Annotated in this window: 16 protein-coding genes and 1 other RNA gene; 4 read left to right on the top strand and 13 right to left on the bottom strand. The window is 65.0% G+C overall.

The window, feature by feature from the left end:
• Positions 1–5: 5 nt before the first annotated feature.
• The 12 genes from MMB92_RS14035 to gyrA all read right to left on the bottom strand — a co-directional run bounded on the left by MMB92_RS14035 (position 6) and on the right by gyrA (position 14,199).
• The gene (locus tag MMB92_RS14035; protein WP_006486856.1) at positions 6–1,406 is read right to left on the bottom strand and encodes a UDP-glucose/GDP-mannose dehydrogenase family protein; all 1,401 of its coding nucleotides are present in this window, start codon (positions 1,404–1,406) and stop codon (positions 6–8) included.
• 90 nt (positions 1,407–1,496) lie between these two features.
• On the bottom strand, positions 1,497–2,669 hold the full coding sequence (gene lapB / locus MMB92_RS14040) for a lipopolysaccharide assembly protein LapB (RefSeq protein ID WP_006496539.1): 1,173 nt from the start codon (positions 2,667–2,669) through the stop codon (positions 1,497–1,499).
• Positions 2,670–2,722: 53 nt separating this feature from the next.
• Positions 2,723–3,016, bottom strand: coding sequence for a LapA family protein (locus MMB92_RS14045; protein ID WP_006486935.1), 294 nt, complete (start codon positions 3,014–3,016; stop codon positions 2,723–2,725).
• A gap of 210 nt (positions 3,017–3,226) precedes the next feature.
• Positions 3,227–3,550 carry an integration host factor subunit beta gene (locus MMB92_RS14050; RefSeq protein ID WP_006486894.1) on the bottom strand — a complete coding sequence of 108 codons (324 nt, stop codon included), beginning with the start codon at positions 3,548–3,550 and terminating at the stop codon, positions 3,227–3,229.
• A gap of 22 nt (positions 3,551–3,572) precedes the next feature.
• Positions 3,573–5,303, bottom strand: coding sequence for a 30S ribosomal protein S1 (gene rpsA / locus MMB92_RS14055; RefSeq protein ID WP_006486958.1), 1,731 nt, complete (start codon positions 5,301–5,303; stop codon positions 3,573–3,575).
• A 124-nt stretch (positions 5,304–5,427) separates the two neighbouring features.
• A complete protein-coding gene (cmk, locus tag MMB92_RS14060) occupies positions 5,428–6,114 on the bottom strand; it encodes a (d)CMP kinase (protein WP_080323312.1) in 687 nt (228 codons plus the stop codon).
• A gap of 13 nt (positions 6,115–6,127) precedes the next feature.
• Positions 6,128–7,432 (bottom strand): 3-phosphoshikimate 1-carboxyvinyltransferase, encoded by a 1,305-nt coding sequence (aroA, locus tag MMB92_RS14065; RefSeq protein ID WP_006486921.1) that lies wholly within the window; start codon positions 7,430–7,432, stop codon positions 6,128–6,130.
• 13 nt (positions 7,433–7,445) lie between these two features.
• Positions 7,446–8,372, bottom strand: coding sequence for a prephenate dehydrogenase/arogenate dehydrogenase family protein (locus MMB92_RS14070; RefSeq protein WP_111441528.1), 927 nt, complete (start codon positions 8,370–8,372; stop codon positions 7,446–7,448).
• 186 nt (positions 8,373–8,558) lie between these two features.
• Positions 8,559–9,641, bottom strand: coding sequence for a prephenate dehydratase (pheA, locus tag MMB92_RS14075; protein WP_034200855.1), 1,083 nt, complete (start codon positions 9,639–9,641; stop codon positions 8,559–8,561).
• 33 nt (positions 9,642–9,674) lie between these two features.
• On the bottom strand, positions 9,675–10,757 hold the full coding sequence (gene serC / locus MMB92_RS14080; RefSeq protein ID WP_111441527.1) for a 3-phosphoserine/phosphohydroxythreonine transaminase: 1,083 nt from the start codon (positions 10,755–10,757) through the stop codon (positions 9,675–9,677).
• A 155-nt stretch (positions 10,758–10,912) separates the two neighbouring features.
• Positions 10,913–11,512, bottom strand: a complete 600-nt coding sequence (locus MMB92_RS14085) for a DUF2059 domain-containing protein (RefSeq protein ID WP_006486966.1) — start codon at positions 11,510–11,512, stop codon at positions 10,913–10,915.
• Between the two features lie 83 nt (positions 11,513–11,595).
• Positions 11,596–14,199 (bottom strand): DNA gyrase subunit A, encoded by a 2,604-nt coding sequence (gene gyrA / locus MMB92_RS14090; RefSeq protein ID WP_012492866.1) that lies wholly within the window; start codon positions 14,197–14,199, stop codon positions 11,596–11,598.
• Positions 14,200–14,723: 524 nt separating this feature from the next.
• On the opposite strand from gyrA, the gene ompA reads away from it, so the two are divergent.
• From ompA to ssrA, 4 genes are all read left to right on the top strand, one after another.
• On the top strand, positions 14,724–15,392 hold the full coding sequence (gene ompA, locus MMB92_RS14095) for an outer membrane protein OmpA (RefSeq protein ID WP_006476579.1): 669 nt from the start codon (positions 14,724–14,726) through the stop codon (positions 15,390–15,392).
• 152 nt (positions 15,393–15,544) lie between these two features.
• Positions 15,545–16,243 (top strand): bifunctional 2-polyprenyl-6-hydroxyphenol methylase/3-demethylubiquinol 3-O-methyltransferase UbiG, encoded by a 699-nt coding sequence (ubiG, locus tag MMB92_RS14100; protein WP_006486844.1) that lies wholly within the window; start codon positions 15,545–15,547, stop codon positions 16,241–16,243.
• Positions 16,244–16,256: 13 nt separating this feature from the next.
• A complete protein-coding gene (gph, locus tag MMB92_RS14105; protein ID WP_277562732.1) occupies positions 16,257–16,970 on the top strand; it encodes a phosphoglycolate phosphatase in 714 nt (237 codons plus the stop codon).
• Positions 16,971–16,987: 17 nt separating this feature from the next.
• Positions 16,988–17,357: a transfer-messenger RNA gene (ssrA, locus tag MMB92_RS14110) on the top strand.
• Positions 17,358–17,605: 248 nt separating this feature from the next.
• On the opposite strand, the gene MMB92_RS14115 is transcribed toward ssrA, so the two are convergent.
• On the bottom strand, positions 17,606–17,959 hold the full coding sequence (locus MMB92_RS14115; protein ID WP_006486887.1) for a DUF4148 domain-containing protein: 354 nt from the start codon (positions 17,957–17,959) through the stop codon (positions 17,606–17,608).
• Between the last annotated feature and the right edge of the window lie 261 nt (positions 17,960–18,220).

The following is an 18,220-nucleotide window of genomic DNA, read 5'->3' on the forward strand; positions in this document are numbered from 1 at the left end:
TAGGTTCAGCCACGGGAGGACAACTGGGGATCGACATACGGCCGGCCGATCGCGTAGTAGTCGATGCCCAACTCGGCCATCGCATCCGGCTCGTACAGGTTGCGCCCGTCGAAGATCACCGGTGCCTTCAGCTCCGCCTTCAGGCGCGTGAAATCGGGGCTGCGGAATTCCTTCCATTCGGTCACGATCACGAGTGCATCCGCACCGGTGACCGCGACGTCCTGCGTATCGACGAGATGCAGCCGCGCCAGTGCGTCCGCATCGTCGCCGAAATCCAGCGCGAACACGCGGCGCGCTTCGTCGACTGCGACCGGATCGTAGGCGCGCACGGTCGCGCCGCGTTCGAGCAGCGCGGCGATCAGGCGACGGCTCGGCGCTTCGCGCATGTCGTCGGTGTTCGGCTTGAACGCGAGGCCCCAGACCGCGAATTCGCGGCCCGTCAGGTCGGCGCCGAAGCGCTGCTCGATCTTGCCGATCAGCACGTCCTTCTGCGCATGGTTGGCGGCCTCGACGGCCTCCAGGATACGCAGCGGCTGGCCGTTCTCGCCCGCGGTGCGGATCAGCGCCTGCACGTCCTTCGGAAAGCACGAGCCGCCGTAGCCGACGCCGGCATACAGGAAGTGATAGCCGATGCGCGGATCGGAGCCGATCCCGCGGCGCACGGCCTCGATGTCGGCGCCGACCTTGTCGGCGAGATTCGACATTTCGTTCATGAACGAGATGCGCGTCGCGAGCATCGCGTTCGCCGCATACTTCGCGAATTCCGCCGAACGCACGTCCATGTAGATCGTGCGCTCGTGGTTGCGGTTGAACGGCGCGTAGAGCTTCTTCATCTTCTCGCGCGCGATCGTGCCGGTTTCGTCGTCGTCGACGCCGATGATGATCCGGTCGGGGCGCATGAAGTCCTCGACCGCGGCGCCTTCCTTCAGGAACTCCGGGTTCGACACGACCGAGAAGCGGTGCGCGACGCTGCCCGCGAGCCCGCGTGCCGCAAGCGCTTCGTCGACCACGCCGCGCACGCGCTGCGCGGTGCCGACCGGCACCGTCGACTTGTCGACGATCACCTTGAAGCTCGTCATGTGGCGACCGATGTTGCGCGCGGCCTCGAGCACGTATTGCAGGTCGGCCGAGCCGTCCTCGTCGGGCGGCGTGCCGACCGCGATGAACTGGATCTCGCCATGCGCGACGCTCGCCTCGATGTCGGTCGAGAAGCGCAGGCGCCCCGCCGTGCGGTTGCGCGCGATGATGTCCAGCAGCCCCGGTTCGTGAATCGGCATCCCGCCGTTGTTCAGGATGTCGATCTTGCGCGGATCGACGTCGAGACAGAAGACGTCGTGACCGATCTCCGCGAGGCAGGCGCCCGTGACGAGACCGACATAGCCGGTGCCGATGATGGTGATTTTCATAGATGTTCCGGTACTTCCCGGTAATGGACTAACTTGGCCGCCGGGACGAGCCCGGCGGCAACCGCAGCGCGTTGGCTCCGCGTGCCGGGATCAGCCCGGCATCGCAGGTTCGACGCGGCGCGGCGCATAGGTTTCCCAGCCGCTGCATCCGGGGCACTGCCAGTAGAAGAGCCGTGCCCGGAAACCGCAATTCTGGCACGTATACCGTGGCAGATTTTTCGTGCGCTGCTTGATCAACGCACGCATCATTTCAAGTTCCTTACGACGCGGTTCGTCGGCCGCCGCGATCTGCGCATCGAGCAGATGCAGCATCCCCGACAGGTTCGGCGACTTTTCCATTTGCGTGCGCGCGAGCGTGTGGGCCGCATCCTGGCCGCGCAATCCGGCGATATGCTGATAGGCGATGTCGAGCAGGTCGTTCGACGGATACCGATCGACGTACCCCATCAGCAATTCCGCGCCCTCGACGTTCTTGCCGAGCGCGACGTACGCCTTCATCAGCTTGTCCGCGACGAGCGGCAGATACGCCGGATTCTGCGCTTCGACGCGCTTCCAGTGCTCGATTGCGGCCGCGTGATCGCCCGCCGCCTCGGCCGCGTCGCCGGACAGGACCGTCGCCCGGACGTTCTGCGGATTCACCGTCAGCGCGAGGCGCAACTGTTCGGCCGCCGCGGCGGCGTTCTTGCGCTGCAGCGCGTCCTGCGCGAGTTCGCAGTGGAACTGCGCAATTTCGGTGCCGAGCGGCTTGTCGCTCATCGATTCGATGCGCCTCGCGGTATCGATCGACTTGTTCCAGTCCTTCTCGATCTCGTAGATCGTCAGCAGCGCCCGCTGTGCGCCAAGCGCGTAGTCGCCGTCGGCGAGCTTGTGGAACGCCTCTTCGGCGCGATCGAGCAGGCCGGCTTTCAGGAAATCCTGGCCGAGCTCGTACAGCGCGTGGTCGCGCTCGTTGACCGGCAGATCGGTGCGGCTCAGCAGGTTCTGGTGCACGCGGATCGCGCGATCGGTCTCGCCGCGACGGCGAAACAGGTTGCCCAGCGCGAAGTGCAACTCGACCGTTTCGGGATCGAGCTTGGCCACCTCGATGAACGCATCGATCGCCTTGTCGGGTTGTTCGTTCAACAGAAAATTCAGGCCGCGAAAATACGAGCGCGGCAGGTTGGCACTCTCCGACAGGAGATTCTTCAGGTCATAGCGTGACGCCGCCCACCCGAGCGCGAACGCGACCGGAATCGCGAGCAACCACCAGAAATCCAGATCCATGCGAAATATCGAAGCAGAGACGAAAACCGCGCGATGATCGCGCGGCGTCCGTGTTAAATGACGGGCGGCATCGGCGGCTGGTCGATGACGGCAGGCGTTTCGCGCGCCGCACGCAGATCGCGCTTCAAACGCCCGTTCTCGATGCGCAGCCGGAAGATCGAAGGCAGCGCGGACAGCAGGCCGGCCAGCAGCCCCACGGCGAAGAATGCCAGGCCGATCAGGATCAGCGGCGCTTGCCATGCGTAGCCGGCAACGAAATTCAGCGTCGCGGTTTGTGTATTGGCCAGCGCAAGCACCAGCAGCAGGACGAACACCAATACCCGGATCAGCCAGACGATAAACTTCATGAAGCCCTCTCTTTGTTGAGGTTTGCCGCGGCGCGCGACTCCCCTTCGTCGCACCGAATCGACCCGTATTGTAAAGGAAGCGTTTCCGCGGCTGCGCAGATCCTGTGCGCCACGTTGCGCGTCAGGTTGCCGGAAATGAAAAAAGCGCCCGCAAGGGGCGCTTTTCTTTTCAGCCTTCGCCGGACAGGTTCCGGGCAAACCGAACGACGCTCAACGCTCGTCGTCCGGATCGTCAGCCTTCAGCGGTTCACCGGCGCGGCCGTCGACGCGTTCACGCAATTCCTTGCCAGGCTTGAAGTGCGGCACGAACTTCTCGGGCACCTGCACTTTCTCCCCCGACTTCGGGTTGCGTCCGACGCGCGCCGGGCGACGATTGAGGCCAAAGCTGCCGAAACCCCGAATTTCAATGCGATGCCCTTTCGCCAGGGCGTCGGACATCGCATCGAGCATCGTTTTCACCGCGAAATCCGCATCCTTGAGGACAAGTTGCGGAAATCGCGATGCCAGCTGCGCGACCAACTCGGATTTGGTCATACTTCAGCAGACCTCGTAAGGCTTACTGGTTCTGGCCGTCGAGCTTCGCCTTCAGCAGCGCGCCGAGGTTGGTCGTACCGGTCGCAGCAGCGCTGGAGTCCGACTGCAGGCCGCGGATCGCTTCCTGTTGTTCAGCCGAATCCTTCGCCTTGATCGACAGGTTGATGCCGCGCGACTTGCGATCGATGTTGATCACCATCGCGTTGACCTTGTCGCCTTCCTTCAGCACGTTGCGTGCGTCTTCGACGCGATCCTGCGAGATTTCCGACGCACGCAGGTAGCCTTCGACGTCGCCCGTCAGCGTGACGACCGCACCCTTCGCATCGACCGTCTTCACGACGCCGTCGACGATCGAGCCCTTGTCGTTCATTGCAACGTAGTTGCTGAACGGGTCGCCTTCGAGCTGCTTGATGCCGAGCGAAATGCGCTCCTTCTCGACGTCGATACCGAGCACGATTGCTTCGACTTCGTCGCCCTTCTTGTACTTGCGAACGGCTTCTTCGCCGGCTTCGCTCCACGACAGGTCCGACAGGTGGACCAGGCCGTCGATGCCGCCCGGCAGACCGATGAACACGCCGAAGTCGGTGATCGACTTGATTGCGCCCGTGATCTTGTCGCCCTTCTTGAAGTTGCGGCTGAAGTCATCCCACGGATTCGGCTTGCACTGCTTCATGCCGAGGCTGATACGACGACGGTCTTCGTCGATCTCGAGGACCATGACTTCGACTTCGTCGCCCAGCTGGACAACCTTCGACGGCGCAACGTTCTTGTTGGTCCAGTCCATTTCCGACACGTGGACGAGGCCTTCGATGCCCGATTCCACTTCGACGAATGCGCCGTAGTCGGTGATGTTCGTGACCTTGCCGAACAGGCGCGTGCCCGACGGGTAACGGCGCGAGATGCCTTCCCACGGATCGTCGCCCAGTTGCTTGATGCCCAGCGAGACGCGGTTCTTCTCTTGGTCGAACTTGAGGATCTTCGCGGTGACTTCCTGGCCAACCGACAGGACTTCGCTCGGGTGACGCACACGACGCCATGCGATGTCGGTGATGTGCAGCAGGCCGTCGATGCCGCCGAGGTCGACGAACGCGCCGTAGTCGGTGATGTTCTTGACCACGCCGTTGACGATCGCGCCTTCCTTCAGCGTCTCGAGCAGCTTCGCGCGCTCTTCGCCCTGGGTTGCTTCGATCACTGCACGACGCGACAGCACGACGTTGTTACGCTTGCGATCGAGCTTGATCACGCGGAACTCGAGCGTCTTGCCTTCGTACGGGGTCGTGTCCTTGACCGGACGCGTGTCGACCAGCGAACCCGGCAGGAACGCGCGGATGCCGTTGACCATCACGGTCATGCCGCCCTTCACCTTGCCGGTGATCGTGCCGGTGACGAGCTCGTTGTTGTCGAGTGCCTTTTCCAGCGACAGCCACGATGCAAGGCGCTTCGCCTTGTCGCGCGACAGGATCGTGTCGCCGTAGCCGTTTTCGAGTGCGTCGATCGCGACGGACACGAAATCGCCCGACTGCACCTCAACCTCGCCCTGATCGTTCAGGAATTCCTCGATCGGAATGTAAGCCTCGGACTTCAGGCCTGCATTGACGACCACGAAGTTGTGGTCGACGCGCACGACTTCGGCGGAAATCACTTCGCCGGCGCGCATGTCTTGGCGGGTCAGCGACTCTTCGAACAGAGCCGCAAAGGATTCGGTATTCGGGTTGGAGGTTTGCAGGTCGGACATAAAAATCTGATTGTGCATGGCTCGCTGTGCCACGCCGGCCGGAATGGCAGGCTGAAAGGGCCAGATCGAGGACCACACGGGGTTAAGGGTTCGAAACACGCTCCGCGCTTGCGACGCGGAGCACCTACCGCTGCCCGCCTACTCAGGCGGGCTGGCCGAGCGCCCGGTACCACTGCAGCACCTGATCGACGGCTTCATCGATCGAAAGTGCCGACGTATCGAGCAGCTTGGCATCTGCCGCAGGCTTCAGCGGCGCGGCCGCGCGATTGCTGTCGCGCGCGTCACGTTCACGAAGATCCCGGAGCAAGTCATCTATATTAGCAGAAAAACCTTTTTGCATCAATTGCTTATGCCGCCTGGTCGCGCGCGCCTCGGCGCTGGCCGTCAGGAACACCTTCAGCACGGCGTCCGGGAAGATCACGGTGCCCATGTCGCGCCCGTCCGCCACGAGGCCCGGCGTCTTGCGGAACGCGCGCTGGCGCGCGACGAGCGCGGCGCGCACGGGGCCGTGCACGGCAATGGCCGACGCGCGGTTGCCGACCGCTTCGGCGCGAATGTCGTTCGACACGTCGACGCCGTCGAGTTGCGCGCACCCCTCACGGAACGTGATGTGCAGATCGTCGATCAGCTTCACGAGCGCGTCGATGTCCTCCGCCGCGATGCCGTAGCGCACGCTCGCGAGCGCCGCGAGCCGGTACAGCGCGCCGCTGTCGAGCAGGTGGAAGCCAAGGTGCGCGGCGACGAGCGCCGCGACGGTGCCCTTGCCGGAAGCGGTCGGGCCGTCGATCGTGATGACGGGAGTCGGGTGAAAGGGTCGGGTCGATTTCATCGGAACAGTCGGGTCAGGCTTTGGCGAGCGCGGCGAAGCGGTCGAAATAGTCGGGGAACGTCTTGCCGACGCACTTCGGATCGTTGATCCGCACGGGCACGCCGCCCAGGCTGACGAGCGAGAAGCACATCGCCATCCGGTGATCGTCGTACGTATCGATCGCCGCGTTCGGCGTGAGCTTGGCCGGCGGCGTGACGACGAGATAGTCGGGGCCTTCCTCGACGATCGCGCCGACCTTGCGCAGCTCGGTCGCCATCGCGGCGATGCGGTCCGTCTCCTTCACGCGCCAGCTCGCGATGTTGCGCAGCGTGCTCGTGCCGTTCGCGAACAGCGCCGCGACCGCGATGGTCATCGCGGCGTCGGGAATCAGGTTGAAGTCCATGTCGATCGGCTCCAGCTTGCCGTGATCGTGGCCGATGCCGCGCACGTCGATCCAGTCGTCGCCCATCGTCACGTTCGCGCCCATCTGCATCAGCGCATTCGCGAAGCCGACGTCGCCCTGGATGCTCGCGCGCCCCACGCCCTCGACCCGCAGCGGGCCGCCGCCGAGCGCGCCGGCCGCGAGGAAGTACGATGCGGACGACGCGTCGCCCTCGACCATGATCCGCCCCGGCGAGCGGTAGCGGACGCCGGCCGGCACCACGAAGCGCTGCCAGCCGTCGCGCTCGACGGTCACGCCGAAGCGCGCCATCAGCCGGATCGTGATGTCGATGTACGGCTTCGAGATCAATTCGCCGTCGACTTCGACGACGGTCCTGCCGTCCTTCGCCTTCACGAGCGGCAGCGTCATCAGGAGCGCGGTGAGGAACTGGCTCGACACGTCGCCGCGCACGCGGATCGGTGCATCGACCGAAATCGTCGCCGGCTTGATCCGCAGCGGCGGGTAGCCTTCGTTCAGCTCGTAGTCGATCTGCGCGCCGATCTGGCGCAGGCCGTCGACGAGATCGCCGATCGGCCGCTCGTGCATGCGCGGCACGCCGTGCACGCGGTAGTCACCGCCGTTCACCGCGAGTGCGGCGGTCAGCGGCCGCACGGCCGTGCCCGCGTTGCCGAGGAACAGGTCGGCCGTCTTCGCGGTGAACGCGCCGCGCGTGCCGGTGACGACACAGGTGTCGCCGTCGCGCGCGAGCTTCACGCCGAGCTTGCCGAGCGCGTCGAGCATCACGCGCGTGTCGTCGGAGTCGAGCAGGTTGGTGATCGTCGTTTCGCCTTCGGCGAGCGCCGCGAGCAGCAGCACGCGGTTCGAAATGCTTTTCGAGCCGGGCAGGCGCACGGTGCCCGATGCGCTGGAGTACGGGCCGAGATCGAGGTAGTCCATGGGAATCGTCCTGTTATTTCTTGACCGGTTCGGCAGCAGGCGTGCCGCCGCGTTCCTGCCATGCCTTGCGTGCGGCACGCGAGCGCGTGAAGACGGCTTCGAGCGCCGCGCCGTCGCCGGCGTCGATCGCCGCGCGCAACCGCGTGAGCACGCGCGTGTAGCCGTCGAGTTCGTCGAGCAGCGCCGCGCGGTTCGCGACGCACACGTCGCGCCACATTTCCGGGCTCGACGCCGCGATGCGCGTGAAATCGCGGAAACCACCGGCCGCGTACGAGAATTTCAGTTCCGCGTCGGCCTCGCCGAGAATCTGCTCGACGAGCGCGAACGACAACACGTGCGGCAGATGGCTGATCGACGCGAATACGCGATCGTGCTGCTCGGTGCTCATCGTGCGCACGTCGGCGCCGGTCGCGCGCCACATCGCGTCGATCCGGGCCACCGCTTCGGGCGCGCTCTCCGGCAGCGGGCACAGCACGACGTTGCGACCGACGTAGAGGTCCGGCAACGCAGCCTCGACCCCGCTCGATTCGCGCCCCGCGATCGGGTGACCGGGCACGAACTGCGCGATCCGCGCGCCGAGCGCGTCACGCGCGGCCGCGACGACATCGGACTTGGTGCTACCGGCGTCGGTGACGATCGTCGCGCCGTCGAGCCACGGCGCGATGCGCGCGAGCAACGGGCCCGTCTGCGCGACGGGCGCGGCCAGCAAGACGAGATCGGCGCCGGCGAGCGCGTCGCGCAACTGCGCGTCGTCGTCGAGTGCCGCCGCGCGATCGATCACGCCGAGCGACAGCGCGCGCTCGACCGATGCGCGCGAGCGGCCCACGCCGACGATCTCGCCCGCGCCGCCCGGCGCGCGCTCGCGCAGCGCGCGGGCCAGCGATCCGCCGATCAGGCCGACGCCGAAGATGACCAGTTTGTTGAATGCAAAGCCTGACACGACAAGAGCCAAGTTACGCGCACGAAACGACGCCCGCACGCGGAATTCCAGATTCCGGGCACCGGGCCCGCACCCGGCGCAGCCTGCACCGGATACCGCCCGAACCCGCCTTCGGCAGCGCCGACCGGCCTGCCCCGCCCGCCCGGCCGCCACGCCTGCCTCAAGCAGGCGCTGGGCCACCGCGCGTCAGCGTGCGCGCGGATACGAACCGAGTATCTTCAGGAACGCAGCCTTCTGGCCGAGCTCCGTCAGTGCGGCCGCCACCGCCGCATCGTCGCGGTGCCCTTCGATGTCGATGTAGAAGTAGTACTCCCACGTGCCGACGCGCGCCGGACGCGATTCGAAGCGCGTCATCGACACGCCGTGCCGCGCGAGCGGCTCGAGCAGCTTGAACACGGCGCCCGGCTCGTTCTTCACCGACACGATCAGCGACGTCTGGTCGTGACCGCTCTGGCCGGCCGGCTGCTTGCCGATGATCACGAAGCGCGTGCGATTGTGCGGATCGTCCTGGATCAGCGAGAACGCGATCTGCAGGCCGTAATGCGCGGCTGCACGATCGCCTGCGATCGCGGCGACGGTCGGATCGGCCGCCGCAAGACGCGCGGCCTCCGCGTTGCTCGCGACGGCCTGCCGCTCGAGCTGCGGCGCATTCGCCGCGAGCCACTGCTGGCATTGCGCGAGTGCCTGCGCATGCGCGCAGACGCGCTTCACGCCGTCGAGCGTGCCGCTCTGCGTGAGCAGGTTGTGATGGATCGGCAGCGCGAGCTCGCCGCTGATCAGCAGCTGGGTCTGCAGCAGCAGGTCGAGCGTGCGCGATACGGCGCCTTCGGTCGAATTCTCGACCGGCGCGATGCCGAACGCGGATGCCCCGGCCTCGACCGAGCGGAACACCTCGTCGATCGACGGGCACGGCAGCCCTTCGATCGACTGGCCGAAATACTCGAGCATCGCCTGCTCGCTGTACGTGCCGACCGGCCCGAGGAACGCGACGTGGATCGTCTGCTCGAGCGCGCGGCTCGCCGCCATGATCTCGCGCCAGATCGCGCTGATGTGCTCGCTCGCGAGCGGCCCGGCGCTCATGTCCTGCAGCCGCGCGATCACCTGCAGCTCGCGCTCCGGCCGGAACACCGGCGCGTTGAAATGCTTCTTGACCTCGCCCACCTCGAGCGCCACCGCGGCGCGCTGGTTCAGGAGCGCGATCAGCTGCGCGTCGATCGCGTCGATGCGGTCGCGCAGCGGTTTCAGGCGGGAATTCAGTTCGTCGTCCATGCGTTTTGCCGTGCTGTTTGAACAGCGCCGCCGTCAGGCGCCGCGCTGCTCGAAGTCCTTCATGTACTCGACGAGCGCCTTCACGCCCTCGAGCGGCACCGCGTTGTAGATCGACGCCCGCATGCCGCCGACGGACTTGTGGCCCTTCAGCTGCAGCAACCCGCGCGCCTTTGCGCCGGCAAGGAAGTCTTCGTTGCGCGTTTCGTCGGCCAGGAAAAACGGCACGTTCATCCGCGAACGTGCTGCCGGCTCGACCTTGTTCAGATAGAAGCTGCTCGCGTCGATCGTGTCGTAGAGCAGCTTCGATTTTTCGATGTTGCGGGCCTCGATCGCCTCAAGGCCGCCCTGCCGCTTCAGCCACTGGAACACGAGGCCCGCGATGTAGATCGCGTAGGTGGGCGGCGTGTTGTACAGCGAGTTGTTCGCGGCGATGGTCTTCCATTCGAATGCGGACGGGCAGATCGACAGCGCGCGATCGAGCAGATCCTCGCGCACGATCACGACCGTCACGCCGGCCATCCCGATGTTCTTCTGCGCGCCGCCGAACAGCACGCCGTACTTCGCGACATCCATCGGGCGCGACAGGATGTGCGACGAGACATCGGCGACCAGCGGCACGTCGCCGAGATCCGGGATCTCGAACGTCTCGACGCCGTCGATCGTCTCGTTGGTGCACAGGTGCACGTAGGCCGGATCGTCCGACAGCTGCCATTCGGCGCGCGCGGGCGCACGCGTGAAGCCGTTCTCCGTCTTGCCGCTCGCGGCGAGATGCGGCGTGCAGAACTTCTTCGCCTCGCCGAACGATTTCTGCGACCACGAACCCGTCACGACGAAGTCGGCCGTGTTGCGCGCGCCGAGCAGGTTCATCGGCACGATCGCGTTTTCCGCGATGCCGCCGCCCTGCAGGAACAGGATCCGGTGGCTCGCCGGCACGCCGAGCAGGTCGCGCAGGTCGGTCAGCGCGGCCTCGTGGATCGACATGAATTCCTTGCCGCGATGGCTCATCTCCATCACGCTCATGCCGCTGCCATGCCAGTCGAGCATTTCGTCGGCGGCCTGCCGCAGCACTTCCTCGGGCATCGCCGCAGGGCCGGCGGAGAAATTAAAGACGCGCATCGTGAAAACCTCGGGAGGGACGCGACCGGCTTGCCACCGGCAAAACGCGCCAGAAAAGAAATGGCCGCTTGCGCTCGCGCGCAAACGGCCATTATCGCACTGTCGTCAGGCTCCCGCCAAACCCGGCCGAACGGCCGGGGGCGCGCCCGGACAGCTTACTTGCCCGGCTTGACTGCTGCGACTTCCTTGTCAGCCTGCGTACGCGTTGCCTGGATCGCTTGCGGCATGTACTTCTGCATCAGGCCGTTGACCACGTCGCGACCGACCTGATCCTGAACCTGGATGAACTTGCGGCCCGTCGGGCTCTTGTAGAACGTCGTCAGATCCTTGATCTCCGACGTGCTGTAGTACTTCGCGTACGCGTCGTACTGAGCCGACATCGCGTCGCTCTGGAACTGTTGCGTGCCGAACACCTTGCCTGCGCCGTCGACCAGCTTCGGCACCGCGTTCTTCTGCAGCGTCGGAACGGCAGCCTGCTTCTGCTTGTCGTTCAGCGTCTTGTTTTCCGACAGCGCGTCCGACAGGATCGCCGGCACGAGTTGCTTGGCCTGCATTTCGGCGCTGTTGCCGATTGCCGACACGAGCTTCGGCGCGTCGATCGCGTCGAGCAGATCCTTGATCGCCGCCTTCTTGTCGGCGTCGATCGGCGCAGCTGCCGCCGGTGCAGCCGGTGCGGAATTCGACAGCGCCTGCGCCATCGCGAACGTCGGCACCAGTGCAGCCAGCAGGACCAGTTGCTTGAATTGCTTTTGCATCATCACTCCCTTTTGGAAATATGAATGGTTGCTCGCCGGCCGCGGCGCTTTTCGCCCGCGGCGGCCAGAGTCTCATCCGTTCTTCAGGCTTCGCCGTCCGACGCCTCGTCGGCCTCGCCCTCTCCCTCTTCGGCCTCGGCGATCTGCTGCAGGCCAGAGAGCTTGGTACCCTCATCGAGACTGATGAGTGTAACACCTTGCGTGGCGCGCCCCATCTCGCGAATCTCGGATACGCGGGTGCGAATCAACACGCCGGCCGTCGTGATCAGCATGATCTGATCCTCGGCGTCGACGAGCGTGGCAGCCACGACCTTGCCGTTGCGCTCGGACGTCTGGATCGCGATCATACCCTTCGTGCCGCGGCCATGGCGCGTGTACTCGGTGATCGGCGTGCGTTTGCCGTAGCCGTTTTCGGTAGCGGTGAGCACGGTCTGCTCCTCGCTGCCCGCGACCAGCAGCGCGATGACCTGCTGCCCGTCCTCGAGCTGCATGCCGCGCACGCCGCGCGCCTCGCGCCCCATCGGGCGCACGTCGTTCTCGTCGAAACGCACGGCCTTGCCGGAGTCCGAGAACAGCATCACGTCGTGCGCACCGTCGGTGATCGACGCGCCGATCAGGTAGTCGCCCTCGTCGAGGCCGACCGCGATGATGCCCTTCTTCATCGGGCGGCTGAACGCTTCGAGCGGCGTCTTCTTCACGGTGCCGAGCGACGTCGCCATGAAGATGAACTTGTCGGCCGAGAATTCCTTGACCGGCAGCACGACGTTGATCTTCTCGCCTTCCTGCAGCGGGAACATGTTGACGATCGGACGGCCGCGCGAGTTGCGCGAGCCTTGCGGCACCTCATAGACCTTGACCCAGTACACGCGGCCCCGGTTCGAGAAGCACAGGATGTAGTCGTGCGTGTTCGCGATGAACAGCGTCTCGATCCAGTCGTCTTCCTTCATCTGCGTCGCCTGCTTGCCGCGACCGCCGCGCTTCTGCGCGCGGTACTCGGACAGCGGCTGCGACTTCACGTAGCCCGCATGCGACATCGTGACGACCATGTCCTGCGGCGTGATCAGATCCTCGGTGTTCAGCTCGGTCGCGTTCAGCTCGATCCTCGAGCGGCGCGCGTCGCCGAATTCGGCCTTCACCGCGGTCAGCTCCTCGCCGATCATCGTCGTGATCCGCTCGGGGCGCGCGAGGATGTCCAGCAGGTCGGCGATCTGCGCCATCACGTCGCGGTACTCGCCGATGATCTTGTCCTGCTCGAGGCCGGTCAGGCGCTGCAGGCGCATCTGCAGGATTTCCTGCGCCTGCGTGTCGGACAGGCGGTACAGCCCGTCGGCCTGCATCCCGAACGCCGGGTTCAGGCCTTCCGGACGGTACGCGGAACGGCCGCCGGCCGCCGCGTTCTCGCTCTCGGCGCGCGTCAGCATCTCGCGCACGAGCGACGAATCCCACGGCTTGGCCATCAGTTCCTGCTTCGCGATCGGCGGCGTCGGCGCGGCCTTGATGATCGCGATGAACTCGTCGATGTTCGCGAGCGCGACCGCGAGACCTTCGAGCACGTGGCCGCGTTCGCGGGCCTTGCGCAGTTCGTAGATCGTGCGGCGCGTCAGCACTTCGCGTCGGTGCGACAGGAAGCACTGCAGGATTTCCTTCAGGTTCAGCAGCTTCGGCTGGCCGTCGACCAGCGCGACCATGTTCATGCCGAACGTGTCCTGCAGCTGCGTCGCCTTGTACAGGTTGTTCAGCACCACTTCAGGCACTTCGCCGCGCTTGAGCTCGATCACGACACGCATGCCGCTCTTGTCGGACTCGTCGCGGATGTCGGAAATGCCTTCGAGCTTCTTCTCGTTGACGAGCTCGGCGATCCGCTCGAGCAGCGAGCGCTTGTTCACCTGGTACGGCAGCTCGTCGACGATGATCGCCATCCGCTGGCCGCGGTCGATCTCCTCGAAGTGCGTGGCCGCGCGCATCACGACGCGGCCGCGCCCGGTGCGGTAGCCGTCGCGCACGCCGGCGACGCCGTAGATGATGCCGGCCGTCGGGAAGTCCGGCGCCGGGATGATCTCGATCAGCTCGTCGATCGTCGCTTCCGGGTTGCCCAGCAGGTGCTGGCACGCGTCGACGACTTCGTTCAGGTTGTGCGGCGGGATGTTGGTCGCCATGCCGACCGCGATGCCCGACGAGCCGTTGATCAGCAGGTTCGGGATGCGCGACGGCAGGACCGACGGCTGCATTTCGTTGCCGTCGTAGTTCGGCTCGAAATCGACCGTTTCCTTGTCGATGTCGGCAAGCAGCTCGTGACCGATCTTCGCCATGCGAATTTCGGTGTAACGCATCGCCGCGGCATTGTCGCCGTCGATCGAGCCGAAGTTGCCCTGTCCGTCGATCAGCATGTAGCGCAGCGAGAAGTCCTGCGCCATCCGCACGATCGTGTCGTAGACCGCGGTATCGCCGTGAGGGTGATATTTACCGATCACGTCGCCGACGATACGCGCCGACTTCTTGTACGCGCGGTTCCAGTCGTTGTTCAGTTCGTGCATCGCGAACAACACGCGCCGGTGCACGGGCTTGAGGCCATCGCGGACATCCGGGAGGGCACGTCCGACGATCACGCTCATCGCGTAATCGAGATACGAACGGCGCATTTCCTCCTCTAGGGAGGTGGGCAGGGTCTCTTTGGCGAATTGATCCATGTATCCGTATCGTTTCGGAGCGAAGACGGCGAACGCCTTTCGCGTGGGCGCTGCATGCGCAACGCAACGCGAGATTCTAACATGCGCCCATCAGCCGCCAATCCGCCTCCCCCTCTATATGTAAACAGCAAAAATCGCGGTCGCCGCGAATCGGCCGAAATCGCGTGCGACTCGACGTCGCAGGCGGTCGCCCCCGCGTTTCATGCGCACGAGTAAACAACTGCATGCATTCACGCAATTTCGCCGCCCCGCTCTTGACAATCTCTAAAAGTTACGGCAGGCCGGTGTTGCGCATGCACCACAAAGTTGAAGCGATCTTGGGGTGGGGAGGATTTTTTTTCGTAGGAAGGGAACGATATGGCAAAATGCCAACGCACTGAAAGTTAGACGCTGCTCGAAGTCTACACAGAGCGGTGCCGCGTTTTTTGTGCCGCACCAATGTTATACTTCGAGCAATGTATGACTTGTCACCGTCAACAGGCTCGCAGTAAACCTGCGGTAATCTCAATTTCGAGAGGAGAAATATGAATAAACTTTCAAAGCTCGCGTTCATTGCAGCTACCGCAGTTATGGCTGCATCCGCTTCGGCACAGTCGGTGCCGGCGTCGCGTCAAGCCGTCAATGACAACTGGGTGAACGGCACGGGCGAATGGGTGTGGATGAACGGCACGAACGAGCTCTGCTGGCGCGATGCGTTCTGGACGCCGGCCACCGCCAACGCGAAGTGCGATGGCGCACTGGTCGCCCAGGCACCGCAGCCGCCGGTCGCTCCGGTCGCTCCGGCCATCACGAGCCAGAAGATCACGTATCAAGCTGACGCACTGTTCGACTTCGACAAGGCAACGCTCAAGCCGCTGGGCAAGCAAAAGCTGGACGAACTGGCTTCGAAGATCGAAGGCATGAACACGGAAGTGGTCGTCGCAACGGGCTACACGGACCGCATCGGTTCGGACAAGTACAACGACCGTCTGTCGCTGCGCCGTGCGCAAGCCGTGAAGTCGTACCTGGTCAGCAAGGGTGTGCCGGCCAACAAGATCTACACGGAAGGCAAGGGCAAGCGCAACCCGGTTACGACTGGCTGCAACCAGAAGAACCGCAAGCAACTCATCGCCTGCCTCGCACCGGACCGCCGCGTGGAAGTCGAAGTGGTTGGTACGCAGCAAGTGCAGAAGACGACCGTTCCGGCAAACTAAGCCGCGGTTTTCGACTGCTTCAAAGCCCCGCTCCGGCGGGGCTTTTTCATTGACGCCCGTCCAGGCGCTCGCTGGCCTCGTAGTCCGCCCGCTTATATACTCGGGGCTGACGCACCGAAGCACCGCCCTCCTCTCGTAGCCCGTTTGCCGACATGACCAACGCCGATCCGCACGAACTCCAGAAATTCAGCGACCTCGCCCACCGTTGGTGGGACCCGAATGCCGAATTCAAACCGCTGCACGACCTGAACCCGGTCCGGCTCGGCTGGATCGACGCGCATGCGCATCTGGCCGGCAAGCGCGCACTCGACATCGGCTGCGGCGGCGGCATCCTGTCCGAATCGATGGCCGGGCTCGGCGCCCAGGTGAAAGGCATCGACCTGTCGACCGAAGCGCTCGGCGTGGCCGACCTGCACAGCCTCGAAAGCGGCATTTCGGTCGATTACGAGGCGATCGCCGCCGAAGCGATCGCCGCGCGCGAACCGGGTACCTACGACGTCGTCACCTGCATGGAAATGCTCGAGCACGTGCCGTCGCCGGGCGATGTCGTGGCCGCGTGCGCGACGCTCGTGAAGCCGGGCGGCTGGGTGTTCTTCTCGACGCTGAACCGCAACCTGAAGTCCTACCTGTTCGCCGTGATCGGCGCCGAGTACATCGCGCAAATGCTGCCGAAGGGCACGCACGATTACGCGCGCTTCATCCGCCCGTCGGAGCTGGCCGGCTTCGTGCGTGCGACGGATCTGCACATCGTCGAGATCAAGGGCATCACGTATCACCCGATCGGCAAGCGCTTCGCGCTGTCGAACGACACCGACATCAACTACCTCGTCGCGTGCCGCCGCGGCGCGTGACTCCCCGACCCGCATGACGACTTCCCTTTCGACCGCGCGGATCGCCGACGAGCCGCGCCTGCTGCACTGCGATGCGGTCCTGTTCGACCTGGACGGCACGCTCGCCGACACGGCGCCCGATCTCGCGGCAGCCGTCAACAAGATGCAGCGCGAACGCGGCCTGCCCGAAACGTCGCTCGACGTGTTGCGGCCGCTGGCCTCGGCCGGCGCGCGCGGGCTGCTCGGCGGCGCGTTCGGCATCGACCCGCACACGCCGGGCTACGACGCGATGCGCGACGAGTTCCTCGCCAACTATGCGACCGATCTGTGCGTGCATACCACGCTGTTCCCGGGCATCCGCGACGTGCTCGACGAACTCGATGCGCGCGGCGTGCGCTGGGGCATCGTCACGAACAAGGCGATGCGGCTCACGGCACCGCTCGTCGAGCTGCTCGGCCTCGCGTCGCGGGCCGCCTGCGTCGTCGGGGGCGACACAACGCCGCACTCGAAGCCGCATCCGGCCCCGCTGCTGCATGCAGCCGGCCAGCTGACGCTCGCGCCCGCGCGCATCGTCTACGTCGGCGACGACCTGCGCGACATTCAGGCCGGCAGCGCCGCCGGCATGGCCACGGTCGCGGCCGCATACGGCTATTGCGGCGACGGTATCGCGCCGGCCGACTGGCAGGCCCAGCACCTCGTCGACACGACGCAGGAACTGCGGGACCTGCTGCGCGATGTTGGGCTATAATGATTGATCTTATCCGCGGGGGCGACCTGGTTTCGACAGGGGTTGTGAAGCGGCTAGGGCATGTCGAGGACCCGTCACCTCGTTAATCAATGGGAAAATCGTAACTGCAAACGACGATACGTTCGCACTGGCAGCCTAAGGGCCGCCGTCCTCTGCCTAGTTCACTGACGGGCTAGTGTCGCAAGACCGGTAGCAATACCGCCAGAGGTCATTTACGTCAGTTAAGCCCTGTCGGCGTCGCGACGCCAGGGTCGAAAATCTAGCGAATCGCCGTAGTGCAGCGTGTTCGTCCGCGTCGCTGCGGTTAAATCAAAAGACTGGACTAAACATGTAGAACTAGTCGTGGAGCGCTTCTGGACGCGGGTTCGATTCCCGCCGCCTCCACCAAATTCCGCGTTCGTCGCACGAACCCCGCAAGACGCAAGTCTGCGGGGTTTTTTGTTGCCGACGAAACGCACGTCCGACCCCTTCCGAAAAAGCGCCCAGCCACGGGCGGGCCGGGCGGAATGCCGCCGGCGTTCCGGCGGCAGGAGGTGACGGATGTTCTGCCGCGCCCGCGGCATCATCGCTTGCGCGGGGCAGCGGCCGGCCCGGCGGTCAGGCGTCGCGCCTGCCCGCACCGGGCGATGTACGACTTAGCTGCCGCGATACAGCGACTTCATTTCTTCCGCGCTGGCCGGGCGCACGCCCATCGCACGCGAACCCGATGCCGATGCGCCCTGTGCCTGCGCACCGTAGCCGCTGACGTCGGCGCCTTGCGCTTGCGCCAGTGCACTGCGCTGCTGCTCCGCGATACGCGCCGTTGCGGCCTGGATCGCTTCCGGATAATGCGGATCTTCGCCACGGGCGGAGTTGTAACCGGCCTGCTGGAGCTGAACCAGTTCGGCACGGACCTGCGCACGGGTGATCGTCGAACCCGACTGGGCGAACGACACGACCGGGGCAACGAGAGCGGCAGCAACGACAACAGCTTGAACGAGCGACTTCATGATGACCTACCTCCAGGTTTGTCTGATTCGGCGGTGAACACGTTGATCAGCGCCGACAAACCGAAGTTTATGTAGGTGGATGCTTAAGAATAAGGCAGGTTTCAGGAAGACATCCTTCCTGATTTACGGGTTAACCCTGAATCACCGTCGATATGACGCGCAGGCGAACGGTCGCGGGGTCGTCCCCGCATTGCAGGAAATGCCTGCCCCAAAGCACAAGCCCCGCGAAGCGGCAGGCTTCGCGGGGCTCGAACAAAGCGG

The organism is Burkholderia sp. IO2 (assembly GCF_029522185.1).
Classification (GTDB): domain Bacteria; phylum Pseudomonadota; class Gammaproteobacteria; order Burkholderiales; family Burkholderiaceae; genus Burkholderia; species Burkholderia cenocepacia.